This is a genomic window from Streptomyces sp. NPDC043680 (assembly GCF_056436685.1).
This window is the reverse complement of sequence record NZ_JBWKCE010000025.1, coordinates 60438-86527: the sequence shown is the minus strand read 5'-3', so window position 1 is coordinate 86527 and position 26090 is coordinate 60438. Positions and strand designations below refer to the sequence as shown.

Genomic DNA, 26090 nt, shown 5'->3' with positions numbered 1-26090 from the left:
GCATCCGCCTCGGCTGTCGATGCCTTCATCGCTTCCGGGCTGGACGACTCCGACGGCATCGGCCTGGAAGACGTTCTCGGGGTACGCCCTTGAGCACATGGCCGGCCCGGCTCTCCCCACAGGCCGCGAAGGTGCTCACTGCGCTGCCCGGGCACGCGGTGGAGATGGTCCGTGATGTCCTGGACCTTGCTTCCCGCGACCCTTGGTCTTTTCCGCCCTTCGACGGCCGTGACCCTGAAGGCGAGGACATCCGGTCGGCCTCTGTCGGGCAGTTGACGGCCGTCTACTTCATCAACCGGCCCAGCGGCCGCCTGTACGTCATCGACATCGTCTGGCTCGGCTGACCTCTCCGGGGACGACAGCGCGCTGGGGCCCGCTACCTGCCGGTCGCGGAATGCGTCCCCCGACGGGCCCGTGGTGGACTGTGCCGACAGGGCGGGAAGCAGGTCGCTGACGGCGCCGCGGCATCGGCCCGCCTTCGCGGCCTGAGGGCGTCTACCGCCGCCCGAAGTGCGTCTGCCAGGTGGTGCGGCAGTCGATGGGGTGCTGGAGCGCCGGGTCGAGAAGGTAGACGCCGTCATTGAACGAGATCCGTGCCCTGCTCGACGAACGTGGCCTGCACGGCCGCATCGCGCGCAAGGGCGAGAAGGCGCCGATCCAGGCAGTCAGAGGTGGCACGTCGAACGCATCCACGCCTGGCAGAACGCTTTCCACTGCTCGCCCGCTGCTACGAGCGCCGCGCCTCCGTCATCGATGCCTTCTTCGACCTCACCGAGACCATCATCACAGTACGTAGCCTGATCCGTCGGGCATGGACGACCCGTCGATGGGACGAACGCCCGAACCGCCGCCCGTGACCAGACGCCAACTCTTGGGCCAAGCCGACCATCAGCCCCGTCCGATGCGATCGCACCATCGCTCCTCGGCGGTGTTCCCGGCCCTGACCTCGGGCCGGCTTCCGTCCTTTCCCGGGGTGGTGCCACCCTGGCAAGGCCTTGCCAGGACCGTTCAGCGGTTCAGGAGTTCAGCGAAGCGGTCCAGCGCACGATCGGTGCGGTGGCGGTCGCCGGTAGCTGTGAGATCGAACAGCAGACCCCGGACAACGGCCATGACCAACGTGGGCGTGACGGTGTCGTCAGGACCGGTGGAGACGTCGCGGAAGGTGGCTCCGAGCGTGTCGAACCAGTCCGTGATCGCCTCGCCCTGGTCGGGGTAGGTCTCCGGGTGAACCAGTCCGTCGGCGTGCACCTCGAAGAACAGCCGCACGAACGGCGCACGTTCGTCTGCGCTGATCCACGCCCAGATGCCACGCAGCCGATCCTGGACAGAGCCCGTCTTTGGCAGGAGGTGTTCTGCCAGGCGCACAGCACCTCGGCGACGGGCCTCGGCGAGGACCGCAACGACCAACTCGTGTTTGCTGCCGAAGTCGTAGAGCAGCATCCGTGGGCTGGTGTTGAGGGCTGCGGCCAGTGGTCGCAGGCTCAGCCCGGCCAATCCGTGCGCCAGCACATAGTCGGTCGCCTGCGCCAGGGTGCGCTCGCGACGGACGGGATCAGCGGGTCGCCCCACGGTGGATCTCCCTTCAGTGACTCGGAGTTGAATCAGCATTAGCGAGTATATGGTACGACTGTTTCAATAAGGAGGGGAGATCACCTTGCACGCCTTAGACCGAGCACTCGTCCTGGGGCCTGGGAGTCACGTCGGCACGGCCTGGATGGCAGGGCTGGCCTACGGATTGCGCCGCGATGGCGTGGAACTAGGCGAAGCCGACCTGAGCGTAGGGACGTCGGCCGGCGCGATCGTCGCAGCGCTACTCGCCACCGGCCAGGACCCGGGGCGGCTCGCGACTTCGGCCCGCCAACCAGCTCACCGGCTCAAAGCGGACCCCAGGCGGATGGGCGAGGCGTTCGCCGTACTCGGCGACCGCAGCCTGGAACCCGGCGAGGCCAGGCGCCGCGTCGGCCGGCTCGCGCTCGACAGCATCGACCTCCAGGCCGAGGAGGCGCTGATCGCGGGGCGCGCCGCCTTGATCGGTGCGGACGCGTGGCCGGAGCGGCGCCTGCTGATCACCGCCGTGTGCGCAACCACCGGTGAGCCCGTGGTGTGGGACCGCGACAGCGGCGTGCCGTTGGTGCACGCGGTGGCAGCGAGTAGCGCCTTCCCGGGGGCCGCGCCGCCGGTTGCCATCGACGGCCGGCGGTACATGGACGGTGCGCTGCGATCGGGCACCAACGCCGATCTCGCTGTAGGAGCGCGCACGTTGGTCGTGGTCGAGCCGATGGCGCACCTGTTTCCCCGGGCGCCACTCAACCAGCAGCTGGCGGCCGTGGGGGCAGGCACCGTAGTGACCATCGGCCCCGATCCGGCCTCGGTGCGCGCTTTCGGCTCGGGCATGGGCGACCTGGCAGCCTGGGAACCGGCCTACCAAGCGGGTCTTCGCCAGGCGGGCGACGTCGACGCGCAACTCCGCTCCATATGGAGGACAGAAGCCGACGTGAGCTCACCGCAATCAGGTCGGTGATGTGGGCGCCGACAGCCCACCAGAGGGTCGCCGCGTGGGCCGACGCCTCCGGCAGCACAGGCGCAGGTCCCCGGTGATCACAGAGCGTCGCAACTCGATGATCACCAAACCTGTGCCTGTCCTACTTTCGGGTAGCTCCACGACGCTATCTGCGTGACCTCTTAGCCGCCAGGACCGTCGTCCCATACAGTGCGGAAGGCATGACGGCACTTTCATCTTTCACCTTCGTGCGCCACATCGACGGGCTCCGTTACCACTTCGAACGCGACGGCGAGCGCAACGGCCGCCCCGCCTACCGCCGAACGGACGGGAACGTGTGGTGCGTCTGGTCGCCGATCGAGGGCTGGCACTGCGAGATCGCTGACGGCCTGATAACCGCCCATCCCCTCAACAGCCACGCCGACGAACTTGAACCCCCGGCCACCGTCTGGCGCAGCTTCAAAAACGACCGCTCCTACCTCTACGACCTCCGGACCCTCGACCCCGAAGCGTGATCCGCCGGACAGCGCCTAGCGGGCCGGAGGCTCGCGAGGCCTATCGGTGGGGTTCTTGGGCCGCTTGTTCGGGCGGTGACTGGGGCCGTTCATGATGACCTGATGGCTGGTGTTGATCAGCCGGTCCAGCAGCGACTCGGCGACGACGGGGTTGGAGAAGAGCGGATACCAGTCGGTCGGCGCCCGGTTGATGGTGATGATCAAGGAGCTGCCCTGCCGTTCGCTGACCGGTTCATCGGTACTGAGCGGACAGTACTCCCGTCGTGTCCGTCTCAACCGACGTCACCCTCGAACAGCTCGGCGGCCGGCAGGGCGCCGTCGGCGTTGACCACGTCGGCGAGGATGCGGTGGTGCCGCAGTCAGTCCAGCGGCCACGGGCAGTTCCAGTCCTGGCCGATCGCGGTCAGCTGCTTCGCGCGTTCCGCCGCCCGCTCCGGGTCCTTCCCGAGGCCGCCCTTACGGAGGTTGGCCCGTGGGCACCATTGCCTCGCCTTCGCACCACACGGCGTCCTGCCGGGGTGCGAGGTGCCCGGCGGCTTGCCGGTGGGACCGGAGCGCGGCGAGTTCGGTCTCCCACGCCTCCTTGCGCGCCGCAGGGTGCGGTGTCGGAGTGGGTGGTGTCGTTGAGCTGGTAGGAGCACAGGTCTGCGATGGTGCCGCCGTCGGCCCCGACGCACACGTGCCGGCCGAAGTAGTTGTCCTTTTGGTAGACCCTCGCGGTGCGGCTGCTGTTGATGACCGAGCTGCCCTTGCCGCGGATGTAGTCCGGCAGGTGCCGGACCGAGCCGTCGGTGGCGGGTTTGACGTAGGGCTGGCCCTCGAAGTGGATCTCGGGATAGATGCGAGGACCGGCTTGGGCAGGAGGGTGTGGTCTTCGCTCTCGGCCCGGCCGCTACCGGATCGTCTCCGTAGCCCGCGAGTTCCCCGTCGGCCGACGCTCAGCCGCGGTAGGCGGTCTGTGGGTCGGTGACAGGGATGCCGGGGTCCAGGATGAGGGCGTAAACGGCGCGGATCGCCTTCTCGGCTTCGGCGGTGGTGAGGCCGGCGATGATGCGGTCCGGTCGGAGGGTGTCCTCGACCGCGTGTCCCTCGCGGAGGAACTCCGGGTTCCACACGACGTCGACCCGCTCGCCGGCGGGCAGGCGCTGGGCGAGTTGAGATGGAGCCTGCCCCACCTCAGGCGGTGGGGGGGCGACCGCTCGGCGACCGTGGATGGTTGACCGCCGACATCCAGGGTTCGGCAGGCACCTTGGTGCGCTTGTGCGACGGGGCGCCGCTGACCCAACAGCGGATGCTGTGGCCGTTCCGTTCGGGGATCCACGGTGCGGGCTCCACGGCGAGGATGCAGACTCGGTTTGGGACTGGACGACGGCGGAGTTCGGTGGCGCACAGGCAGGCGCGGTGGAAGTGCTTCTCGCTGATGGCAGTGAGCCGGGTCCGGTGTATTTCGCTATCGGAAGCGGCTCCCACGTCCCCTCCTCGAAGCACTGGTCCGTCATACGACGGGCACTTCGGCCGCGCGCGGGCCGCAGACCTGCGCGCGGCATGCGCGTGCGGGTGGCGCGGCCCGGCCGAGTACCCGTTGGACTGGGCGGACTTCCTCAGGGAGTTGTTGGTACCAGGTCTTGACGAGGTCCTTCACGACGGCCTTCCGGGTGACAGCGGCGGTGGCGTCGTCCACGGGCGGTGACCCTTCGCTCCGGGCCCGGGCAGCAGCTGCTGCACCTCCGCGAGGGCGGGAGCCCTCGAGTGCCTGGCTCCTGTCCTGTTGCTGTCCCTGTCCTGGAGGAGTGTTGCTTCCTGGAGCCCGCTGTGGCGCCGGGTGCACGCGAACGCCGCCCGCGGGAAGGTCTCCTCTCCCGTGGACGGCGTCGCAGTCTGCGTGCGTCAGGTGCCGGCCACGATCTGACCGTACCGGGCCCAGCTGCCGCCGGTGTCGCCGCCGTTGTTGGTCCAGGCGTTGACCGGGTCGTCACTGGCTGCCGTCAGGAGGTAGTCGGCCCTGCCGTCGCCGGCGATGTCGGCGAAGGACACCTGGTCCTGATCGAGGGTGGAACCGCCGGCGAACAGGCCGGGGTGGTTCCAGCCTCCCTGGTTGTCTCCTCCGCGATTGAGATAGGCCGTGATCGAACCGTTGGAGTCGATCACTGTGTAGTCGGCTTTGCCGTCACTGTCGAGGTCGGCCCACCGCAGCCGGCTGCGATCGTTGGTGACCCCGGTGGCTACCTGGCCCAGTCTTCGAGCAGGCCTGGAACACAGCCGTTTGGGATGAAACAGGAGCAGCCAAGCCGAACCGCCGGCTCACGGTCGCAGATGTGGTGTTCGACCGTGACCAGGAGGCCAACGGTGAGGTCGTCGGGCTCTACCCGCCGCCGCTCGTGGTGCGCCTCGTGGACGCGGGCGGGTTCACTGGATCGCGCGCACCGTGGCGTGTGAAAGGGCGGGGAACGGCCGGCAGCAGCGGTGCGGGAGCGGGGCGCGGGGCGGGATGCGGTGCGGGTGCCGCCGGGGCATGTGGCGGTGGGCTGCCCGCCCACCGAGCTGCGAGTCGGGGACCAAGTCCCTGTGGACCCGCCTCGTCGCCATCGCTGACATGCGCTGCTGCGTCAGGCGGCCCTTGCGGTCGGCGCACCGCCGCCTGGGCCGGGCCCGGCACGCACCGCACGCACCGCGACGCCGCGGGCGGCGACCCGTGGCCCGGTCGGGCCGGCGGCCGTTACGGGGGTACCGCGTATGCCGCCCGTCCCGTCCAAGCCGGGCACGGGCAAGTCCCGCTGCACGCGAAGGAGCCCGGTCCGTCTCCACCCCCGAACCTGCCGTGCTGCCGGCAGTCGTTCCGTTCGCCGAAGCGGTGGTGGCTTCCTGGTCGGGTTCGTCGGCGGCGGCTCGGGCGCCGGTGAAGTGGGTGATGAAGAAGGCCTGGTCTTGCGCGGCGTCGACGCCAGGGACGCCAGCCCGATCCGCCGCGCCGGCGCTGGCCGGCCGACGGCGGTACCGATGGCGGGTAGGGGTACGGCTGGCTGCTGCTCACCCGGCTGGCCGACGCGGTGGAGGTCCGGCCGGTCCCAGAGGGCGGCAAGACCCTCCACATGCACCTGACCGCCAGCCCCTGAGCAGGGGACGCGCCGGCACGTCGTCCTCACACGCCCGGGTACAGGAAGCCCAACTGGTGTGCCGGGAACGGGAACCGGAGCGGTCGTGCCGACGTGAACGTCGGTGACGGGGCTTGGCGTGCACGGACGGGAGCGGGGGGCCGTTCACGCACGGACGCGTGATCCCGGACACACACATGACGTGTGCCAGGGCAGAGCCCCACGGCTCGATCCTCAGGGGGGATCTTGACTACATCGCACCGCACGTCACCGCAGCGCAGACGGCTGCGCGCCCTGGCCGCCGGGAGCGTTCTCGCCCTGGCCGCCGGCGCTCTGGCCACCGCACCGAGCGTCGCCGCGCCGAGGCTGGGCGCGCCGAGTATCGCCGTGCCGAGCTTGGCCGTGCCGAGCCCGGCCGTGCCGGCGCCGGGACCGTCGGCCGTGACCGGAACGGCCGGAGGCCAAGGGCTCCCGACCGTCGTCATGCCGGCCCGGGCCCAGGCCCAGGTGGCCGCTGTCGCCAAGCCGCGGCACGACGTCGACGGCGACGGCGTCAGCGACATGATCGTCATGGAGTACGACCAGGTCACGGCGGTCTACCTGTCGTCGATCAAGGCCTGGAGCGACTACACGGTCTACAAGACCGATCCGGATCCCGAGGCCTCGTTCAAGGACCTGCTTCCGGTTGGCGACGTCGGCGGCACCACCAAGCCCGAACTCCTCTCACTCACGTTCGACGGCGTGCTCACGCTCTACGAGGCGGGTGTGAAGAGCACCTCGGCGCCCCTGTGGTCGGGCCGCGGCTGGCAGATCTACAACCGCCTCATCGCCACCGGCGATCTGACCGGCGACCGCCGCCCCGATCTGCTGGCCCGGGACCCCGCCGGTGACCTGTGGCTTTACACCGGAACCGGGACGGTCAGCAAGCCCTTCAACTCCCGGGTCAAGGTCGGCTCCGGCTGGGGGATCTACGACCAGGTCGTGGGCGCCAATGACGTCGACGGCGACGGCATCGGCGACGTCCTCACCCGTACCCTGGCCGGCGAGCTGTGGTTCCACAAGGGAGCCGGCAGCGCCACCGCCCCGCTCAAGCCCGGCGTCAAGGTCGGCACCGGCTGGAACACGTACAACGTGATCACCGGCTCGGACGACGGCGACGGCGACGGCCGCAGCGACCTGCTCGCCCGCGACCACGACGGCGTGGAGTACTGGTTCAAGTCGATCGGCGGCGGCAAGTTCGCCGCACCCGCCTACTTCGGCAGCGGCTACGAACGCAACAAGTTCATCGTCGGCGCGGGCACCACGTCGCTCTTCGGCAAGGGCCAGAACGTGATGACCCAGGCTGACAACGTCCTGGCCAAGTACTATGCCCTGGCCAACGGAGGCTACCTGTCACCGCCAGTCGCGGTCGGCAAGGAGACTCCCGGCTCCCGCAACACGTACGCCACGGGCCTCAACAGCCACAACCACGCCAGCTACGTACAGAACATCGGCACCGACCTCTACGTCCGCGGCACCAAGGTCAGTACGTCGTGGAACTACACCATGATGGCCGGCCCCGGCGACCTCACCGGCGACGGGAAGGGCGACCTGGTCAGCCGTGACTCCGCCGGCGTCCTGTGGTTGCACCCCGGTGACGGCCTGCCGTACACGAAGTTCGGCACGCGCATCAAGGTCGGCATCGGCTGGAACGGCTACAACACCCTCGTCGGCGCGGGCGACTACTCCGGGGACGGGCGGCCCGACCTGCTCGCCCGGGACACCGCCGGCGGTCTCTTCCTCTACAAGGGCACCGGCACGGCCAGCGCGCCGTTCGCCGCCCGGGAGCAGGTCGGCAGCGGCTTCAACCAGTACGACACGCTGTTCGTCCCGGGTGACATCAACGGCGACAGCAAGGGCGACCTGATGGCCCGGCTCCCGGGAGGCGATGTGTACACGTACACCTCAACGGGCAAGACCGGCACCGCGACCTTCGCCCCCCGGGTGAAGTTCGGCACCGGGTGGAACATCTACAAGAACATGCTCTGACCCCCGCGGCCCCGGGCCGCTGAGAGCGACGGCGCGGGCCCGCCCGCCGGCCCCGGCCGGCGACCGGGCCCGCGCCCGACTCCGGCCGGCGCGTGAGCCGGCCGGGGGCACCTCGGGGACGGCGGGGAGGCCCGTCTCCGCGACGGGAGCAGGGCGTGCCGCACGTGCACCGTGCGGGCCCGCCGACTGCACGAGGAGGCGAAGAAGGCCGGGGCGCAGCGCCGGCAGCGCTGCGCCCCGGCCCACGGCTCCCCCCCCCGTTGTCGCCGAAGAACATCAGCGGTTCGAATGGCATGTACAGCTCGGTGAAGTCTCGAGCGCCGCGGAAATCCGCGTTGTCCTTCGCGATCCGCTCGGCGCTCCAGACGACGTCGAGACCGTAGCGTCCTCGCACGCCATGCACTCTCGCAACAGCCTGTCCAGCTGCGGGGGAAGCGGCTGTCCGACTGCGGTCTCGACCGCAGCCAGTGCTTCTTCTGCGGCCGGAGCACCGAGCTCAGCACCGGCCATAGCCTCAAGGATCTGTTCACGCCACATCGATGAATCCTCTCCGAGGCCAGGATGCAGGACCGCCCCAGGTCGACCCGAGCGATCCGGCTTCAGCGCCTGGTGCTGTCTGCCTGTTCGGTCCTGCTCCTGGTCGCCGGCCGCGGTGCGTGCTTCGAGGTATGCGGTCCAGTCGGTGGCGGCGCGGCGGCGCCACTGGACGGCCGTGATCGGGTGGAGGCCGAGCATCGGGCCGAGGACCGCGGGCGGGAGGTCGCACGCGAGGGCCACCAGAGCGGTGGTCCGGGCGGGCCGGTTGGGGATGTGGTGGGCGGCCAGGTGTCGGCTGAGGGCTGAGGCGGAGATGTGGGCGCCTGGCAGGTGGCCGGGGAACAACCAGCCGGCGTGGCTGCCGCCGTCCGCGGAAGCGTTGTGCCGGTCAGTCGTCGTGCCGGGCGAAGTCGCCCGACACGACGAGCTGTTCGCTCCGCGTGCGGGCGGTGGCCGCGTAGCGGTCGTCCCGGGCGTCCCGGCCGCCGCGGGCGTGGTTGTACTGCCCGGCGAACATCCACTGGCCGGCCGGGACCGTACGCCCCTGCTTGAGCACCCAGGTGTGGACGAGGTAGCCGTCCTTTTCGGCGATCGTCAGTGTGAAGTCGTCCTCGGGCAGCGACCGCCATGCACCGGTGGAGGTGACCCCGCCGGTCTGGGCGATCCGCAACTCGATGGTCAGCGCGGTCAGTTTCTCGCGCGTCTTGAGGGTGACGTTGCTCTGCGCCCAGAATTCGTTGCTGTGCGGGTCCACGGAGCCGTCCGACCACAGGGGCCCGTCCTGCTCACCTGCGGCGGGCACGCCGGCATCGGGCGTACGTGACGGTGAGACGCTCGGCTCGCGGGACTCGCGGGAGGTGCTCGGCGTGGGGCCCACGAGCGTAGGGTCCACCGGCGAGGGCACCCGGCGCGTCGCGCCCGTCGACGGGGTGGGCGTGGAGGTGGGGGCGGGCGTCGGCGGGACCGCGACCGTCTGCTGCGGAGGCTCGTCGTTCACCACGGAGGCCACGCCGTAGCCGCCGGCGGCGAGGATCCCCGCGACCGCCGCGGTGACGCCAACCACGCGCACCCAGCCGAACCGGGGCGGACGGGCCGCTCGGGAGCGGGGCAGGTCCACCTGCGCCATGCCGCGTTCGAGCCGTGCCAGGATCCGCGCACGGTCGGGCCGGTGCGCCCCGGCCGCCTCGCGCAGCCGGGCGCGCAGCTCGTCGTGCACGTCCCGCCGCATGGTCATCGGTCCCTTCCTTCGGCAGTCCCGGTACGCGCCATCGCCGCGTGTACTTTACGCGGAGCGTCCTGCGTGCCGAGCAGCCGCTGCAGCTCGGCCATCCCCTTCGACGTCTGGCTCTTCACCGTACCGACCGACACGCCCAGGGCCTGCGCGGTGTCCTTCTCGGACAGGTCGAACGCATGGCGCAGCACGACACATGCCCGCTTCCGGAACGGCAGCCGGCGCAGCGCCCCTTGTACGTCGACCACTCCGGCCACGTCCGGATTCTCGGTCTTCTCCTCCCGCTGCGCCCAGAACAGCGCGACACGCCGCCGCTCGCGCACCGCGCTGCGTATCCGCCTCCGGGCCAGGTTGGCGACCACGCCCCGGGCGTACGCCACCGGATGCCCGCTCGCCCGCACCCGGTCCCAGCGGTGCCACAGCGCGAGCAGCGCATCCGCGGCCAGGTCGTCGGCGGCGCCTGCCTCGCCGGTCAACAGGTGTGCGAGCCGTGCCAGTTCAGCGTGGTGCTGCTCGAAGAAGGCATGGAACTCCACTGAGGCGGCGTCTTCGACGACTGTGCCCACGGGCGATGTCTCCTCGCAGCGACCTCGGGCCCCGGAACCGGGCGCCTGTGCGTGTCATGTGTGCGACATATGAATGTCCGGATGAGATCCGCAAGAGTAGCAGTGAGCAAGCGCTTGGTCAGCAACGCCTGCTACCTGACGGCACTCCCGGTCTCGGTCGGCGGGCATAGGCCCAGCACGGAAGCTGACCTCCACCTGCTTCATTGGGTCTCGGGGTGGCGGGATGTGTACCCACGACCTCTTCGTCCCGAATGAGGTTCGGTTGCTGACCTGGCCTGCAAAAACATCCCCGCACGCGGCAACCTTTCACGGGTCGGCGGCCACTGACAGGGCGTAACCCTGTTCCTCCCCCAGTAAGGAAGCCTCGTGGCTGCTCGCTCCCACCGCCGGTCCCTCCGCTCCCGTCGTGCCGCCGTCCTCTGCGCGGCCGTCGTGGCTGCATGCGTCGGCTCTGGTGTTGTCGTGATGAACGCAAGCGCCGGGACCGTCGACCTGTACCACCAGACGCTCACCGCGAAGGACGGCTGGGCGTCCTCCGGTACGGGGACCACCGGTGGCACGAAGGCCGACGCCGCCCACACCTTCACCGTCTCCACCCGTGCGCAGCTCGTGAAGGCGCTGGGCTCGGTCTCCGACACCACACCCCGCCTCATCAAGATCAACGGCATGATCGACGCCAACACCGATGACAGCGGAAAGAAGCTGACCTGCGCCGACTACGCCCTCGGTACCGGCTACTCGCTGTCGGCCTACCTCAAGGCCTACGACCCGGCCACCTACGGCCGCTCCAAGCTGCCCTCCGGCACCCAGGAGACGGCACGGGCCGCCGCCCAGGCCAAGCAGGGCAAGAACATTGTCTTCAAGGTCCCCGCCAACACGACGATTGTGGGCGTCCCCGGCACGAACGCGGGCCTCACCGGGGCCATGCTCCAGATTCAGAACGTGGACAACGTCGTCGTCCGCAACCTGACCTTCGCCGCCACCGAGGACTGCTTCCCGCAGTGGGACCCCAGCGACGGCGACGACGGCAACTGGAACTCCAACTACGACTCGGTGTCCCTGCGCGGCGCGACTCACGTGTGGGCGGACCACAACACGTTCACCGACGCGCCGCACTTCGACAGCGCCAACCCGAAGTACTTCGGCCGCGAGTATCAGATCCACGACGGCGCCCTGGACATCACCAAGGGATCCGACCTGGTGACCGTCTCGCGCAACCAGTTCACCAACCACGACAAGACAATGCTGATCGGCAGCAGCGACACCGACAGCGTCGGCAAGCTGCGCGTCTCCATCCACCACAACGTGTGGAAGGGCATCATGCAGCGCGCCCCGCTGGCCCGCATCGGCCAGATCCACATCTACAACAACTACTACGACGTCACACCCCTTAACGGGTACACGCCGCAGTACAGCATCAACTCCCGCGCCAAGGCTCAGATCGTCGCGGAGAACAACTACTGGAAGCTGCCGTCCGGCGCGAAGGCCGCCAAGCTCCTCAGCGGTGACGGCACCGGCTCGGTCAAGGGCTCCGGCAACCTCGTCAACGACACGGTGACCGACCTCGTCGCCGCCTACAACGCCGCCTCGTCCAAGGACCTGAAGACCACGGTCAACTGGACCCCGACCCTCACGACGGGCCTGGAGGCCTCGGCGAGCAACCTTCCGACGTCGCTGGCGACGACGACGGGGGCGGGCGTGCTCAAGTAGCACCCGAGACACGCGAGGGCCGGGGAGACCACGAGCCCCCGGCCCTCGCGTACCGCGCCGCGCGGTCCGCCGCGTCACGGACTGTGAGGGGCCCCGGGATGCTGCCCGAAGCTGCGGGAGTCGACTCACGCAGCACAAAAGCCTGACATCCCCCTCCGTACCCGCCCGGCCATTGTTGCGGGAGTGGTGGAAGCGGCCGCCGTGCTGATGATTCTGCGCCAGGATGAAGCCGTGGATGACATCGTGTGCCGCCCTGCCCAGCCCCATGAGTTAGCCGCCGTGGCTGAGTTGCGGTGGCGGTGGGTGCAGGAGCTCTATGGAACCCCCGACACCATGCTGGACGAGTTCGTCCCCCGGTTCGTGGCATGGGCCCGGGAGGCCGAGCCCTCGCATCGGTGCATGGTGATGGTCCGTGACGACGTGGTGATCGGCATGGCCTGGCTGGCGACCACGCAGCGTGTGCCGCATCCGCGCAGGTTCGAGCGGATGTCGGGTGACGTGCAGTGCACGTACGTCGTGCCCGAGGAGCGCGACCGCGGCCTGGGCGGCGAGCTGATCGAGGCGGTCTTGGCGTGGGCGAGGGACCTCAGCCTTGAGCGGGTGACCGTTCACTCCAGCGACCGGGCGGTTTCGGCGTACTCCCGTCATGGGTTCGAGATCTCTCCGCGTCTGCTCCAGGTCGAGGTGGGGCAGGGCCGCGCGGGGTGAGTCCTTTGACCGGAGTCCGGAGCGAGTCGCTGGCCATGTTGTCGCGGTTCCGGACGGACTTCTATGGGTGTCTCACGGGCCGCTCGGACGCGTTGTTCGAGCTGACGGAGGCCCTCCTCTGTACGGAGGGCCCGGTCAAAACGCTGGTGGATCTCGCGCTCCCGGATGATCCCTGGCTGGCCGTACTTGGTCGTGGCTGCACTGGTGACCGGCCGCACCTCCTGGACCGCCGTGCTGGACGCCATCCGGCTGGAGCCGGGCGCCGATCTCGCAGCCGTGACCACCGCCCAGATCCGTGAGGTCACCGAGCGGCTCATCGCCGCTGGTCAGTGGCGGGAAGGAGACCCGGAGATCCTGGTCGTCCTGGACTCCTGATACGACGCACCCCGCATCGCTCACCTCCTGTCCGGCCTGCCGGTGCAGATCCTCGGGTGGCTCCGGTCCGACCGGGTCATGCGACCCCCAAGCACGGTGGCGAGTTCGCCTTCGGCGACCCTTCCACGTGGGGCACCGAGCAGGCCGTGACGACCACGGCCACCCGGCTCTACGGAAGAGCCACCGCGCAAGCCTGGGACCGGCTCCATCCCCGGCTCACCCGCCGTGCGGCCTGGCTCGACCACGAAGGGCCACTACCCATCATCGAGGGCACCGTCATCCGCTTGGCCGTCGAGACTGCCCTCGGGAGGAGTCAACAAGCCGGTCTGGCTCTGGTGGTCGCGAACCGCAGCCACGGCTCAGGACATCGACCGGCGGTCAGGTCGATGGTGCCGCCGCCGCGGTCCACAACGATGAAGCGACAGCCCGGGGCGGCGCCGGTGAGCAGCTCGGGCGCGCCCGCTGCCCAAACGCCCGGCTTCACGACCACGAGCTCCGTCTCGCCCTCGACCGCGATTTCCTCGCCGTGGCCCCTGGGCACCGGCCGGTCCGCGCCCTCTCGTTCCACCCACTGCGTGAGGGCCGCCAGGCCCCGTTGGAACGCCTGCTGTGCCTTGCTCGGACCCTTCGCTGCACGACCAGCCGCGGGGGCGGGAGTCGCATGTCCGCACAAGCGCGAGACGGTCCCCGGCGTCACGGCACGTCGGGCGAGATCACCCGTCCGTGCCGGGTGGGCGCGCCCGCGCTGCTGCGCTCACTCCTCGCCGGGCTCCTGGAGGAGTTGTTCACCGAGCACGCTCTGACGGCCCCGTGGACGCTGTGTCCGATGACGACGGACCTGGCCAAGGCTCGGGAGTGGCTGGAGTCCTGGACTGACGTGCCCGGCGTCGAAGGCTTGGTGGTCAAGCCCCTGACCAGCCGTTACCTGGCCGGATACAGAGGGCGGACCAAGGTCCGCCGCAGGGACACCACAGAAGCGACCACCGGCGCGCTCACGGGCACCCTTACCTGCCCGCAGCTCCTCATCCTGGGCTGCTACGACGCGGCGGGCCGGCTGCGCGCGGTGGGCCGGACGGTCCCGCTGCGCCCGGACGTGTCCCGACAGGTCGGCAACACCTTGCCGCAGCCGACCCCGGGCACCCCTTCGAGGGGGTGCGGTTCACGGCGGCGCGGGGAGAGCCGTGACCTCCTGGACACGGTGTTGGTCCGCCCGGAGCTGGTGGCGGAGGTCAGCGCCGATCGGGCCGTTGACCGGGGCGTTTTCCGGCACCCGCTGCGCTTCAAGAGGTTGCGCTTGGACGTGACCGGGGAGGACGTGTCGCGGTTGGGGGAGGGCAGGGCCTCGGCCGCCGGCTGAGTCGGCCCCGGATGCCCGCTCCCGGGTTGTGTCCCTCTCGGCCTCGGCCGGTGGTTGAGTTGCACGGCACTGGGGGCGGACTGGTGGCTGGCTTGGTTACAGCGTGGGGGCGATCCGGGGCCCCTCGATAGGACCCGGTCGCCCTCACGCCTGAGGGCTTACGCCACCACGCGGAAGCCGTACTCAGCTTGGGATGTGACGTTTTCTCGGCGTGCACTGCCGGGTGAGATCTCACCCCTTTGGCTTGGCTCTTCACCTATCTGGCTCAGCGTGGCGCCTCTGCGGGCGGCGTGACCGATGAGAGAAGGTCGGTGGGCGCCTGCGCCCAGGCGAGCAGGCCGGCAGAGACGACGGTGGTCGCGGTCGCGGCCAGGCGGGGGAACTTCACGGTGCCTCCAGAGAACGGCATGACAGGCACCATTGACAGCGGGCACGACTACAGTCGGTAAGTGGTCGTTCACGTAGGACACTTAAAGGGCTGAAGTACCCCGCGCGAGGGGTTAAGGGCGTATCTCGCTGGCCCCATGAGGAGGATCGATCCTTCTAGGGCTGTCCGCCCAAGACGCCGGGACGAGTCCCTCCTCAGATCGTGGTCCGGCAATGTCCCGGGAGCTCAGTGGGGTGAGCTGCCCTTTCGTCGAGCGTTCCCGGAGCCCCTGGCAGTTCTGACTCATACGCCGAGGCGGATGCAATGTCCTTGGCCGACGACGATGGTGATCTCCTGCGTGTGCGGGCGGGGACAGTGGTCTTTTCCCCGCTCGACGTACTGGGTGAAGGATTGGTCCCGCCTGGAGTGGTGCGCGAGCCGGGCAAACGAGACCAGGGGATATCGCTCACGAATGCGATCAGGTCAGTGTTCGACTCGCATGAAGAGGGAGCAGAAATGCTCCAGATTTCACCTTCAGGGGCATGTGGATTGACGGAAGAAATAGATCGGCGCGCCCGACCTGCAGGAAGTTCGTGAGATCACTCGCCTGGCGGCATTTCTCATGTGTGGCGGGTTGAGTAGATCATCAGGTGGGTGGCCCCTGGCTCGTGTGAGTTAATCGCCATCCATCGATCGGGGGGAATATAGGATGATAGGCGAGTCGAGGTCTAATATTTTCATCGCGCTTCCCGACGTTGAGTGTGTTTGTAGCCAGCCCTCCCTCTCCGTCACCATTTTTGAACGTGAATGTTCGTGCGTAATATGCGGGCGACAACAACAAGGCTTCCCGGGCGTCGGTAGGAGCCCGGTTTGCCGCGGCCCCACAGGAAGTGGCCCCCTCGATGAAGCTGAAAACTCCTCAAGCGGATCAGCTCCGCACTTTCTCCGGCTGGCTGGCCTCGGCTCTCGCCGCAACGATTACTGCTGCGCTGGTTGCCGTGACGTCGACGCAAGCGCTGGCCATCGCGACACCCGTACCTCTGGGAACCGCCGCCAGCTTTTCCGTTCTGGCAGGTGCGGGCGTTACCAACACCGGACCCTCCGTGATCGGTCACGACCTCGGGACGCACCCGACCCCGTCCATCTCCGGATTCCCGCCCGGCTTGGTGCTCGGCGCCGTGCACGCTGCGGACGCGGTGGCCCTTCAGGCCAAGTCCGACCTGGTCCAGGCGTACAACAACGCCGCGGGCCAGGCCGTGGACTTCGCGCTTGCGGCGGGAATCGGCTCCGGACAGACGCTGCTTCCGGGCGTCTACAAGGCTGTCTCCGGTGTCGGACTCACCGGCGACCTGATCCTGGACGCCGGGGGTGACCCCAACGCCGTCTGGGTGTTCCAGATCCCTGAAGCCCTGACGACGGCATCCAACAGCCGGGTGCTCCTGACGAACGGTGCTTCGGCGTGCAACGTGTACTGGCAGATCGGGAGTTCGGCCACCCTCGGCACCACCTCCACCTTCGTGGGCACCATCATGGCTCTGACCTCGATCAGCGCTACCACGGGAACGAACATCGAGGGCCGGGCGTTGGCCCGTAACGGAGCCGTGACGCTCGACACCAACAGGATCTTCCTCGGGGCGTGCTCGACCACCACCACGAGTGGTACGACTGCCGGTACCCCGACTCCCGGTGCCCCGACTCCCGGGACGACGACCGGCACGACCGTGGGTCTGATTGGTGGCGGCCTCCTGGGCGGCCCCAATGTCGGCCTCGTGAGCGGCGGCACTTCGGGGAACATCGCCGGCAACACCGCCGGGAATACCGCGGGCAACACCGCCGGTAACTCCACCACTGGCGGGAACACCGTGGGCAACAGCGCCGGAATCACCACCGGCGGGAACATCGGCGGCAAGCCCGGCGGACCGGGGAGGGAGCACGCCAGCAAGCCCGGCGGACCGGGCAAGGAGCACGCCGGTAAGCCCGGCGGACCGGGCAAGGAGCACGGTGGTAAGCCCGGCGGACCGGGCAGGGAGCACGCCAGCAAGCCCGGCGGGCCGGGCAAGGAGTACGGCGGCTGGCCCGGCGGCCCGGGCAAGGAGCAGGGCGGCTGGCCGGTCGATCAGCACGACCGCGACGACCACGGCGAGCACTACGGCTATGGAGCCAAGCCCTGGAGTCATGACGGACACAAGGGTCACGAGGGCTAGGGGCTGTTGTGAAAGTGCTGGTCACAGCCATTCGTTGATGGCTGCGACCAGCACGGTCGCTTCGTAGCGGACAGCGAGTTTGTCGTACCTGGTGGCGACGGCGCGGTGGCGTTTGAGCCGGTTGATCCCGCACTCGACCGCGTGCCGCTGCCTGTAGTCGTCTCTGTCGAACTTCGGCGGCCGACCGCCGCGCGAGCCGCGCCCGAGTCGGTTGCGGACCCGGTCCGCCGGGACCGGAATGGTGGCCTTGATCCGGCGTCTGCGCAGGTAGGAGCGGTTGCTGCGGGAGTCGTAGGCCTTGTCCGCGCGGACCCGGTCCGGGCGCTTGCGCGGCCTGCCGACCCGGGCGGCCTCACCACGCGCAAAACCATGGCGGACGCGCAGCGGCTGACCGAGCACAACCTTCGGGTCAAACAAGCCGAAATCGATGCCGGGCTGGCGACGAACCCTCCTGAGGGCAAGACCATGCCGTTCGTCAGTCCCGCGCCGAACGGCGAGGTCAGCGGCCGGTACGTCTCCAAGCAACCCAGCCCGAGCCCAATGGGCAGGGCGCCATACCGGGAACGGGCTACAAGGACCACGGTCTGGGCGCGAAGGCGATCGACGTCAAGAGCGTCAAGACCGTCCCTCAAGTACGATTCCGGCCTCATTCCGCCCTACATCACTCTACACGTCCATGCCGGCGCCGTGACCGATCACACCACAAGCTCGATGAAGCCTCTCGACGGCAACCCCTGGGAAGCCGCAGTGGTGCGCCTCCTGGACGACGTCTACACCTTCGCCATGACCGGCCCTCGGCTGCACGACAACTGGGCCGAGGACGTCCTGGCGGTCCTGGAACGAAGGGCCACCGACCCCCGGGGCTGGCGAGTCATGGAATGGCAATCCGACAGGGAGGTACGCGAAACCGGCCACCCTTCGTACCCCTTCCTGGAGCTCACGGCCGAGGACATCCGCACACGCGTGCACCCGATCACCGAAGAGGCCGACCGTCGAGCTGCTCGCCTCGCTGGCCCAGGAGTGGTCCTTCGAGGAGTACCCGGTCCGATCACGGCCCGACGGCGACGAAGTTCTGGCCGATGCCCGGGGCGTACTGGGCCGGTTCGGCCCCGATTCTGCCTTCTGGTCCTCCTCCGACGCAGCTCAGACCTCCCGCTCTCCGGACCTCCTGGCCCAGGACCTGCAGGGTGGCCGGCCTTTCAGCGAGCACGTCGTGGACCTGGGCCTGATCGCAGTGTCCTCGGACGAGGTCGGTGTCTTCTGGTCCTTCGACGCGAAATGAGACAATGATCAGATGCTGACTCGATCCGCCACGTACCCCGACCGGGAGACCGCCCAGTGAGCCACCCCAGCAGGTGGTGACGGCCAATGAGCAGGTCATCCACCGCTGACTCGCCCAGGGAACCCGTGCCCGGCTCACGATCGAGGCTGCCTGGCCGTCCCGCGAGGAGCCCGTCGGGTGGTCTTGACGAGGTCGCCGTCGAGGAAGACCTGCACCATCGTGGCGGTCGAGTGCTGGCCCGACTGGCGAAACGGCGACCCCGAAGACCTGGTCGAGCGGCGAGGTACTTCATCTGCTCCTGTGCCGACTTGGGGCGGGGCGTGTGAACGCCTTCGCCACCGCCTGGTCCAGGCTGTCCCCGAGCTTACGGGTCGGACATAGTCGTCTAACATCACGACGCATGATCACGGTTGTCACCTGGAACGTTCTGCACCGCGTCCACGCCGAGAACTGGGGCGGGGACATCCTGAGGCGTTGCCCGGACGAGTCGGAGCGGATCGCGGCGGTCACGGCGTTGCTGGCGGGACGAGACGAGCGCGTCATCGCCTTGCAGGAGGTCAGCGGTGACCAACTGGCCAGCCTCCGACTTGCGCTGACCGGCCGGACCATCCACGCGTTGAGGTACCCGCGCGTCCCGGCACCGCGCCACGGCACCTGCTCGCTGCGCGACCCCGAGGAGTACCTCGTGCTCCTGGTCGACGGACCGAGCCGAGAGGTCACTGCCGAGTCCTTCGAGGAGGACCCGGGGAAGGGCGCGCTCGTTGTCGAAGCCGCCGGAACGCTGATAGTCGCCACGCACCTGAGCGGCGATCAGCGGCACACGCGCCAGTTGGCACGCCTCGCCGAACTGGCCGCCACTTCCCGGGGATACGCAGCAGTACTTCTCGGGGACTTCAACACCGACCGTGCCACCGTAGCGTCGGCTCTGGGTACTGGCTTCGCCGTCGCGGACCTCCCGCCAGATGCCCTGCCGACACGGCCGCGCACGTCAGGCTCGAAGTCGCAGTGGATCGACCACGTGGTCGTGCGGGGGGCTGTTGTGTGCACCGCAACGGTCGAGAACACGGAGGGCCTCTCCGACCACAATCTTGTCCGCGCGACCGTCAGCATGTGAGCTAGCCGCCCCGCCCCTGGCCAGCGAGCCGGTGAAGAGACGCGACAGCAACTCACCCACTTGCTCGACAGACTGGCTCAGGCCGCTGGCCGTGGCCATTTCCCGCGTCGACCAGTGCGTGGCGTTCTTCGGCGTGGTCTCCAGGGTTCGCACGACCACCTCCTCGACCTGCTCGTCGCTCACCGTGCGGGGCGGGCCGGGCCGCGGCTCGTCGGGCAAGCCCTGGAGCCGGTCGGCCGCGAACCGCTTGCGCCACTTGGCCACCGTGACCGGGTGGACCCCAAGCTCTGTTCCTACCGCGGTGTTCGAGCCGCCATCAGCGCATGCGAGCACGTCCGGCACCGCAATGCCAGAGCCTGCGAGGACGTTGCCCGCCGCGACCAGGGCAGCAGCGTCTCTCGCTCGTCGTCCGTCAGAACCACCTCGACCGTCGGCCGACCCATACGCGCCATGGACCCAGCCTGCTTCTACAGCGCAATAAGGACTCGGGACACTAGCCCTTTCCGCTGGGGCACAGCCGGCGCGGCTCGTCGTCGCCCTTGAGCGCGGCGTCCACGCAGCCGCCGGGCAAGCCGTCGTGGGCCTCGGTGCCGAAGTTGGCGGTGACGGTGAGGGCGCCGTCGCCGAAGACGGTGCGCTGGGGACGGAGCGGTCCGCGGTCAGCGTCCGGAAGCCGGTCATGGGCTCCGTGCCGGCCGCCTTGTGCAGGGGCGCGAAGTACTTCTGGAGGGCGGCCAGCTCGGCGCCGCGCTCCTCAAGAGACGCCCCGTCGAGGACGAAGTTGAGCGGGGTGTTGTAGAGCATCGCCAGCAGGGCGCGGGTGGTCTTCTGCTTCGGCAGCTTGTCGTACGCCAGCTCCCAGCGCTCGGTGTTGACCAGAGAGTCGTGCAGGGCCGTCTCGTACAGCGGGACGCGGTAGGCCGGGTCGTACATCGCCTTGGCCACGGCCTCGGGTAGCTCGGCGGGCTTGGAGAAGATCGCGGGCGCCTTGGCGGGGCGTAGCGGCGTCGCCATCCAGGAAGTAGCTGTCGGCGCCGTTGGCCGTCATCGCCCGGGTGCGGTCGGCGAGGTAGTGGCGGGTGGGTTCGGCCTTCTCGAACGCCTCGGAGCCGAGGTAGCACCCCCGGTCGTGGAAGCCGGGGACCGGCTTGCCGTCGGGGCCCTGCACGCAGAAGTCCGGGTAGACACGGTCCGGCCAGACGGAGGTGGTGCGTCCGAGGTCTTCGGATCCTGGCCATTGGCGAACGTGTCGTACGGGCCGACCAAGTAGCCGGCGGCCTTGGCGGCGGTGACGGCGGCGGCGCCCATCGGCCGGCCGTCGGCGTCGTAGCCGAGCCACATGCGGTCCACGCCGAGCGCACGCAGCCGCCGGACGCCCTCCGCCGTGCGGGCGTCGCCCCACAGATGGGCGTGGAAGGCGCCCAGGAGCTTCCCCGTGGCCGGGTTGGCTTCGATCTTCTCGCGCAGGCTGGAGAGCTGCCCGCGCTCGGCGAGCCAGGCGCGGTAGTCGGCGGCGGGGGCAACCGGCGAGCCGTCGGTCAGGGAGAAGGCCACCGTGTAGCCGGTGGTGCCCTCGGCCCGCGAGAAGCGGTGGGTGGCGGTGGCGCGCAGCCGACCCCGCTCGGAGATGGGGCGCAAGGTGGTGCCGATGTCGGTGGGAACGAGATAGCTGACGCCCTGCCGACCGAGGGTGTAGCCCCACAGCGGCAGCGACAGGGCCGACTCCATGGGGAGGTCGCTGCCGACCAGCTCGGCCTCGGTGGAGTTCCAGAAGCGGTCGGTCACGGGGAGGGAGAGCCCCTCGCCGCGCGGCAGCTGAAGGGCGGAGGCGGCGCGGTCCCTGTGCTGCTACAGCAAACACTCCAGGGCCTACACCTCAGCTCGGTCAGGCCGGCCAGGCGCTCGACCCCGTGCTTGGTCTCCTCGCGCCCGTCACCGGACTCCTGCCGCTTTAGGGGAAAGTCGGCCTGGTGGGGGCACCGCCACGCTGCGGCGCCCCATCAGGCACGTTTGGTGGCACGCGCTCAAAGTTCACTGTCGCGGGACATGCGAGTCGGCCACACAGCGCGATGCCCCAGCGTGGTTGGGTGGATCGGTCCGGGGCATCGGGGCCGCCTACGATCGGCGGCAGCCGAGAATGATGCCCAAGGTGCCAGCCGGGCAGTTGGATGGCGGCATCGTGGTGGGGCTTACCGAAGGCCGAGGCTTGGGCGCACGGCACTTCTGGGTCGCGCCGTACGAAATCTTCGTACGGAGCCGTTCCGACCGGAGGACTTCCCATGCCCACCCCCGCTCCCCTGGATGACGCCTCCCTCGCCGCCTTCCTCGACGGCGGCTTCACCAGCCACCACGCCGACGTCAGCAGCACCCGGCTGCACTACATCGACGGCGGCGCGGGCCGACCGCTTCTGCTCCTCGCGGCTGGCCTCAGACCTGGTGGCAGTGGCACAAGGTGATGCCCGCCCTCGCCCGCACCCACCACCCCGACGCGACCGACCGGATCGCCCTGCTCGACGTCTCCCACCCAGACCCCGGCTGGTACGAGGGCACGCTCCTCCTCCGGCCCGGTTCCGATCTCCGCTACCGCTGCAGCGCCACCCGCACGATGATCCTGGACAACGGCCGTGTCGCCGTCGGGGAACGTGCGGTGCGCGTCTACCGCACCCGCACCTGATCCCGACCGCCCCGAGCGTCACCCGTCCGAAGGCGGCCGGCGCATCCCCCCGCCGGAACCTGCACCGGTGGAGCGATCCGATCGGAGGTCCGGGCCTCGCGTACCGGGCAACCGGACCTGTCGATCCCGTACTCCCATCCACCCGTCTGGACGGTGATCGGCGCTGGGGGCGAGGCTGCGCCCTCCACCGTCATGGTGAAGGACGTTCCCCGGTTCGGGGGGGCCAGGGCTGCGGCCGCTGGCTGAGGGCCAGGCCCACCGCTTGGGCGCCCCCGCATGGCCGGAGATCATCCGAGTCCTGCCGGGGACGGTACTTCCGTCCCCGGCAGGACTCACGCGTGTCCGCCTGGAAAGGCCGGCCGCCGTGGCCCCACCGCCTTGGGTGGGTGCCGCGGGTCAGTACGGCGGGGTCGATCTGCGGTGCGTCCGCGGGGTTGTGGTGAGGGTAGGGCGAGGGCGGGTCTGGTGCTTGCGGGCCAGAGGGCCGGCCGGGGTTCCGCGGGGGTGTTGCCGGTGGTGCCGGCGAGGAGCAAGGCCAGGAGGAGACCGGCCGCTCCTCGCCGGGCACGTCGCCCATCGCCCAGCCGGTCAGGCAGTGTCCCGTGGTCTGCGGGACCGGTCTCCGGGCAACCCTGTCGGCCTGGTGGTGACCGTGTCGTGGAGACCGGGGCCGTGGTGGGCGTGTCCGGAGGTGATCACGAGCTGCTCTCCGCCGGAAGTCCCTGTTCGAAGCGCAGGTAGCGGTCGACCGACCGGGCGAGGACCTCGTTGCCGTCGGCGGTGACGACGCGGTCCCACCAGGCGCCGTAGATCCGATCGAAGCGGTAGCCGGCGAGCAGTTCACCGGCGGCGCGGACGGCGTCGGGGCGCTCGGGGACGTGGTTGGCGTAGCTGTACATGATGCTGACCCAGCGGCAGTCGGGGCCGACGTTGACGATGTCGCCGGTGAACAGTGCGCCCTGGCCGGCGTTCCAGTGCATGACCGTGCTGCCCGGGAAGTGGACGCCCGGGTTGATCAGCGTCAGCTCGTCGGTCAGCCGGTGGGTCCGCCCGCTCCAGAAGTGCAGGGCGGGGTCGGGGCGGCCGACCCAGCGGCGGTCCGCCTCGTGCAGGTACACGGGGGCGTCGAAGGCGTGCGCCCAGTCGACCATGGCGGAGTAGAAGTGCGGGTGGCTGATGGCGATCGCGGTGATGCCGCCGAGCTTCCGTATCTCGCGGACCACCGCGTCGTCGAGGTAGGGCACGCAGTCCCACAGCACGTTGCCGGCGGCCGTTCGCAGCAGCAGGGCGCGCTGGCCGATGGCGAACTCGGGCGTGCAGCCGATGCCGAGGACGTCCGGGCCCTGTTCCTCGAAGCGGCCCCGGTGACCGTCGGCGCGCAACTCGGCGAGGCTGGTCCACTGCTGGCCGTCGCGTCCGACGTACTGGCGCTCGTCCAGGCAGACCGGGCAGTCGGGGCGCGGGACGGCGTACTGGGTGCCGCAGGTGCGGCAGACGGGCAGCGTCGTACCGGCGAGGTCAGCCACGGTCGCCCCCGGCCAGCTCGGTCAGGACGTACGGGCGGCTGGGCCGCCAGCCCAGCTCGGTGACGGCGCGCTGCCCGGACACCACCTGGTTCAGGCCGAGGGCCTCGGCGAACGGGCCGCCCACGGCCTCGGCGGCTTGCTCCAGCGGCCAGGGCTCGGCCCGGCCGCTGCCGCCCGCGGCGATGTCGGCGGCCGCTGCCAGCGCCGCGACCGGCACCGCCTCGTGCGCCACCCCGTGCAGCACCCTGCCCGCATCGGCTTTGGTCACCGCCAGCACGAAGAGTTCGGCGAGGTCGTCCACGTGGACCATCGGCCAGCGGGTCGCCGCAGAGCCGACGTACCGGCCGGCGCCGTGCTCGCGCGCCCAGTCGGTCATCAGGCCGGGAATGCCACCGCCGCGGCCGTACACGATGCCGGGTCGCACGACGACGGCTCGCACGTCGTCCCCGCCGGTGGCCAGCGCCCGCTGCTCGATCCGCGGTCGGTAGCCGACGATGGCGATGGCGTTCGTCGGCGCGTCCTCGTCGACCGGCGCGTCACCGGTGGCGCCGAGCACCCAGACGCCGCTGGTGTACACGAAGGCCCGTCCGGAGCCGCGCAGCCGCTCGGTCAGCGCGTCCACGGCCGCCGCGTCCACCGCCTCCGCGCCGGTCGGCGTGGCGAGGTTGACCACGGCGTCGATGTCATCGGTGACGGCGGCCCGCAGCGAGGCCGGGTCGGCCAGGTCGCCCAGCAGCCCCGGCGCTCCGGCCGGCAGCCGGTCCTTGTCCTTCACGAGGTGGACCACCTGGTGGTCCTCCGCCGTGAGCCGCCGCACCACGGCCGACCCGATGTAGCCGGTGGAACCCAGCACGAGTACTTTCACAGTCAATCCCTTTCACTTGTCCAGTAGTTGAAGCGGTGCTCCCGCCTCACCGGCGGCAACAGAATCTAGGCGTGCCCGTTCGGCGACGGTCGCCGCAGCGTGCAGGATCGTTCGACTCCGCGGGCAGAGCCGGGGTCGAGCGCGCGGTGCCGGTACTCGCCGGGGGCAGGCCATAGGCCTGGCGAAAGGTGGTGCACGGGCGCCGTGGGCCGTTCCCGGCCGACCGTGTCGCACAGCAGCTCCGCGGCCACCGTCGCCCCGTCGGTGCAGATCGTGGCCGCCACCGCGGCCGCCCGGGCGCGGACGCCGGGGGTGAGGGCCGTCTCGAGCGCGGCCGACAGGGACTCGCGGGTCAGGGTCGGTCCGTCGTGTGCTGCGCCGATGCCCAGCTGGGCCACCCGGTTCGCCCAGTACGGCTGGTCCGCCATCTGCGGTACCACCACCTGTGGCGCGCCGGCCCGGGCAGCCGCCGTCGTGGTGCCCGCGCCCCCGTGGTGCACGACGGCGGCAACCCGGGCGAAGAGTGCCTGCTGGTTGATCTCGCCGACGGCGAAGCAGTCGCCCCGGTCTTCGGTCAGCGCCAGGCCGGCCCAGCCGCGGGAGAGGAGCACGCGGTGGCCCTGCCCGCGGACCGCTTCGACGGCGGCCCGGGCGGCGTCCTGCGCGTCGCGGACGGGCATGCTCCCGAAGCCCACGTACACCGGTGGTGTGCCGGCGTCCAGGAACGCCTCCAGAGCGGCCGGGAGCGGGCGGTCGTCCTGTCGGATCCACGCGCCGGTCTGCACCACGTCGAGGTTCGCCGACCGCGGCCACGGGCTCAGGGCCGGGTCCGCCGCCAGCCACGGGCGGCCGGTGAGGACGTGCTCCCGGACGTCGTCCACCGGTGGCAGGCCGATCGACGCCCGGTGAGTGTTGATCCCCTCGCCGAACAGCGCGTTCATGTCCTCGCGGTTCAGCTCCCACAGCACCCGGTTGTCGGTCACCTCCGGCGGGAGCGGTCGACCCGGCCACGCGAGCGGCGGGTGGTGCGGTGAGGGCAGATAGGTCGGGAAGTAGGAGACGAACACGTAGGGAACGGCCAGCTTCTCGGCCACCGCCCGCGCGGCGGCCGCCGCCGGGATCAGGCCGGTCGCCACAACGGCGTCGCAGCCGCCGGCCATCGCGGCGACCGAGTCGTACGTCTCGGCGACCATCCGGGCCGCGCGCTCGGGCAGGCTCGCCGCCGGTGCCTTCGCCGTCCCGGTCACCGCCCGGGTCGCCATCGCGCGCAGCGGCCGGCCGAGCGGCGTCAGCGGGAGGCCGACGCCTTCCAGCAGCTCCGCGAAGTCCGGTGGGGCGCACACCTGTAGCTGCGCGCCGCGCGCTCGCAGAGCCGCCCCGAGTCCGAGCATCGGCTCCACGTCCCCGCGTGAACCGTATGCCACCGACAACACCCGCAT

Annotated in this window: 19 protein-coding genes and 11 pseudogenes; 14 read left to right on the top strand and 16 right to left on the bottom strand. The window is 70.1% G+C overall.

The window, feature by feature from the left end:
• Positions 1-89 precede the first annotated feature (89 nt).
• Both AC0666_RS31525 and AC0666_RS31520 read left to right on the top strand, forming a co-directional pair.
• Positions 90-344 carry a type II toxin-antitoxin system RelE family toxin gene (locus tag AC0666_RS31525; protein ID WP_468973489.1) on the top strand — a complete coding sequence of 85 codons (255 nt, stop codon included), beginning with the start codon at positions 90-92 and terminating at the stop codon, positions 342-344.
• Between the two features lie 248 nt (positions 345-592).
• Positions 593-857 (top strand): annotated as a pseudogene (locus AC0666_RS31520) (IS5/IS1182 family transposase); the annotation flags it as partial.
• Between the two features lie 151 nt (positions 858-1008).
• Here AC0666_RS31520 and AC0666_RS31515 read toward each other — a convergent pair.
• On the bottom strand, positions 1009-1608 hold the full coding sequence (locus AC0666_RS31515) for a TetR/AcrR family transcriptional regulator (protein WP_478708876.1): 600 nt from the start codon (positions 1606-1608) through the stop codon (positions 1009-1011).
• Between the two features lie 106 nt (positions 1609-1714).
• Between AC0666_RS31515 and AC0666_RS31510 the strand changes: the two genes are divergently transcribed.
• Both AC0666_RS31510 and AC0666_RS31505 read left to right on the top strand, forming a co-directional pair.
• Positions 1715-2521, top strand: coding sequence for a patatin-like phospholipase family protein (locus tag AC0666_RS31510; RefSeq protein WP_468973493.1), 807 nt, complete (start codon positions 1715-1717; stop codon positions 2519-2521).
• Positions 2522-2721: 200 nt separating this feature from the next.
• On the top strand, positions 2722-3015 hold the full coding sequence (locus AC0666_RS31505; protein WP_468973495.1) for a hypothetical protein: 294 nt from the start codon (positions 2722-2724) through the stop codon (positions 3013-3015).
• 15 nt (positions 3016-3030) lie between these two features.
• Here AC0666_RS31505 and AC0666_RS31500 read toward each other — a convergent pair.
• The 5 genes and pseudogenes from AC0666_RS31500 to AC0666_RS31480 all read right to left on the bottom strand — a co-directional run.
• Positions 3031-3249: pseudogene (locus AC0666_RS31500) on the bottom strand (ATP-binding protein); the annotation flags it as partial.
• A 47-nt stretch (positions 3250-3296) separates the two neighbouring features.
• Positions 3297-3600, bottom strand: a pseudogene (locus AC0666_RS31495) (DEAD/DEAH box helicase); the annotation flags it as partial.
• A gap of 145 nt (positions 3601-3745) precedes the next feature.
• Positions 3746-3844 (bottom strand): annotated as a pseudogene (locus AC0666_RS31490) (peptidase inhibitor family I36 protein); the annotation flags it as partial.
• 121 nt (positions 3845-3965) lie between these two features.
• A pseudogene (locus tag AC0666_RS31485) lies at positions 3966-4169 on the bottom strand (UDP-glucose 6-dehydrogenase); the annotation flags it as partial.
• Positions 4170-4902: 733 nt separating this feature from the next.
• Positions 4903-5208 carry an FG-GAP-like repeat-containing protein gene (locus AC0666_RS31480; protein ID WP_478708878.1) on the bottom strand — a complete coding sequence of 102 codons (306 nt, stop codon included), beginning with the start codon at positions 5206-5208 and terminating at the stop codon, positions 4903-4905.
• Positions 5209-6353: 1145 nt separating this feature from the next.
• Between AC0666_RS31480 and AC0666_RS31475 the strand changes: the two genes are divergently transcribed.
• On the top strand, positions 6354-8135 hold the full coding sequence (locus tag AC0666_RS31475) for an FG-GAP repeat domain-containing protein (RefSeq protein WP_478708875.1): 1782 nt from the start codon (positions 6354-6356) through the stop codon (positions 8133-8135).
• A 925-nt stretch (positions 8136-9060) separates the two neighbouring features.
• Here the strand turns inward: AC0666_RS31475 and AC0666_RS31470 are convergent.
• Entirely contained in the window at positions 9061-9906 is an 846-nt protein-coding gene (locus tag AC0666_RS31470) for a hypothetical protein (RefSeq protein ID WP_468973499.1), read from the bottom strand.
• Complete coding sequence (locus tag AC0666_RS31465) at positions 9903-10469, bottom strand: SigE family RNA polymerase sigma factor (RefSeq protein ID WP_478708874.1); 567 nt, start codon at positions 10467-10469, stop codon at positions 9903-9905. Before AC0666_RS31465 ends, AC0666_RS31470 begins: the two co-directional genes overlap by 4 nt.
• Before the next feature lie 366 nt (positions 10470-10835).
• On the opposite strand from AC0666_RS31465, the gene AC0666_RS31460 reads away from it, so the two are divergent.
• The 3 genes and pseudogenes from AC0666_RS31460 to AC0666_RS31450 all read left to right on the top strand — a co-directional run.
• Positions 10836-12179 (top strand): pectate lyase family protein, encoded by a 1344-nt coding sequence (locus AC0666_RS31460; protein ID WP_478708873.1) that lies wholly within the window; start codon positions 10836-10838, stop codon positions 12177-12179.
• 207 nt (positions 12180-12386) lie between these two features.
• Complete coding sequence (locus AC0666_RS31455; RefSeq protein ID WP_478708877.1) at positions 12387-12887, top strand: GNAT family N-acetyltransferase; 501 nt, start codon at positions 12387-12389, stop codon at positions 12885-12887.
• 35 nt (positions 12888-12922) lie between these two features.
• Positions 12923-13661 (top strand): annotated as a pseudogene (locus AC0666_RS31450) (transposase); the annotation flags it as partial.
• Between the two features lie 61 nt (positions 13662-13722).
• Here the strand turns inward: AC0666_RS31450 and AC0666_RS31445 are convergent.
• Positions 13723-13914, bottom strand: a pseudogene (locus tag AC0666_RS31445) (hypothetical protein); the annotation flags it as partial.
• A 9-nt stretch (positions 13915-13923) separates the two neighbouring features.
• Here AC0666_RS31445 and AC0666_RS31440 point away from each other — a divergent pair.
• Entirely contained in the window at positions 13924-14619 is a 696-nt protein-coding gene (locus tag AC0666_RS31440; protein ID WP_478708872.1) for an ATP dependent DNA ligase, read from the top strand.
• Positions 14620-14884: 265 nt separating this feature from the next.
• Here AC0666_RS31440 and AC0666_RS31435 read toward each other — a convergent pair whose 3' ends face one another.
• Positions 14885-15028, bottom strand: coding sequence for a hypothetical protein (locus AC0666_RS31435; protein ID WP_468973509.1), 144 nt, complete (start codon positions 15026-15028; stop codon positions 14885-14887).
• Between the two features lie 860 nt (positions 15029-15888).
• Between AC0666_RS31435 and AC0666_RS31430 the strand changes: the two genes are divergently transcribed.
• Complete coding sequence (locus tag AC0666_RS31430; protein WP_478708871.1) at positions 15889-17190, top strand: ice-binding family protein; 1302 nt, start codon at positions 15889-15891, stop codon at positions 17188-17190.
• Between the two features lie 21 nt (positions 17191-17211).
• Here AC0666_RS31430 and AC0666_RS31425 read toward each other — a convergent pair.
• A pseudogene (locus AC0666_RS31425) lies at positions 17212-17529 on the bottom strand (transposase); the annotation flags it as partial.
• Between the two features lie 955 nt (positions 17530-18484).
• On the opposite strand from AC0666_RS31425, the pseudogene AC0666_RS31420 reads away from it, so the two are divergent.
• A pseudogene (locus tag AC0666_RS31420) lies at positions 18485-18650 on the top strand (RNase A-like domain-containing protein); the annotation flags it as partial.
• Positions 18651-18872: 222 nt separating this feature from the next.
• Positions 18873-19586 carry an endonuclease/exonuclease/phosphatase family protein gene (locus tag AC0666_RS31415; RefSeq protein ID WP_468974337.1) on the top strand — a complete coding sequence of 238 codons (714 nt, stop codon included), beginning with the start codon at positions 18873-18875 and terminating at the stop codon, positions 19584-19586.
• A 108-nt stretch (positions 19587-19694) separates the two neighbouring features.
• Here AC0666_RS31415 and AC0666_RS31410 read toward each other — a convergent pair.
• Together AC0666_RS31410 and AC0666_RS31405 are read right to left on the bottom strand one after the other, a co-directional pair.
• Positions 19695-20600: pseudogene (locus AC0666_RS31410) on the bottom strand (glycoside hydrolase); the annotation flags it as partial.
• 43 nt (positions 20601-20643) lie between these two features.
• Positions 20644-20894, bottom strand: a pseudogene (locus tag AC0666_RS31405) (glycoside hydrolase); the annotation flags it as partial.
• 971 nt (positions 20895-21865) lie between these two features.
• Here AC0666_RS31405 and AC0666_RS31400 point away from each other — a divergent pair.
• Together AC0666_RS31400 and AC0666_RS31395 are read left to right on the top strand one after the other, a co-directional pair.
• A complete protein-coding gene (locus tag AC0666_RS31400; RefSeq protein ID WP_478708870.1) occupies positions 21866-22042 on the top strand; it encodes a hypothetical protein in 177 nt (58 codons plus the stop codon).
• Positions 22042-22260, top strand: coding sequence for a hypothetical protein (locus tag AC0666_RS31395; RefSeq protein WP_478708869.1), 219 nt, complete (start codon positions 22042-22044; stop codon positions 22258-22260). The genes AC0666_RS31400 and AC0666_RS31395 overlap by 1 nt, the downstream gene beginning before the upstream one ends.
• 695 nt (positions 22261-22955) lie before the next feature.
• Here the strand turns inward: AC0666_RS31395 and AC0666_RS31390 are convergent.
• The 3 genes from AC0666_RS31390 to AC0666_RS31380 all read right to left on the bottom strand — a co-directional run bounded on the left by AC0666_RS31390 (position 22956) and on the right by AC0666_RS31380 (position 26090).
• Complete coding sequence (locus AC0666_RS31390) at positions 22956-23786, bottom strand: MBL fold metallo-hydrolase (RefSeq protein ID WP_478708868.1); 831 nt, start codon at positions 23784-23786, stop codon at positions 22956-22958.
• A complete protein-coding gene (locus AC0666_RS31385; protein WP_478708867.1) occupies positions 23779-24651 on the bottom strand; it encodes an NAD-dependent epimerase/dehydratase family protein in 873 nt (290 codons plus the stop codon). The genes AC0666_RS31390 and AC0666_RS31385 overlap by 8 nt, the downstream gene beginning before the upstream one ends.
• Before the next feature lie 65 nt (positions 24652-24716).
• The gene (locus tag AC0666_RS31380; RefSeq protein WP_478708866.1) at positions 24717-26090 is read right to left on the bottom strand and encodes a glycosyltransferase; all 1374 of its coding nucleotides are present in this window, start codon (positions 26088-26090) and stop codon (positions 24717-24719) included.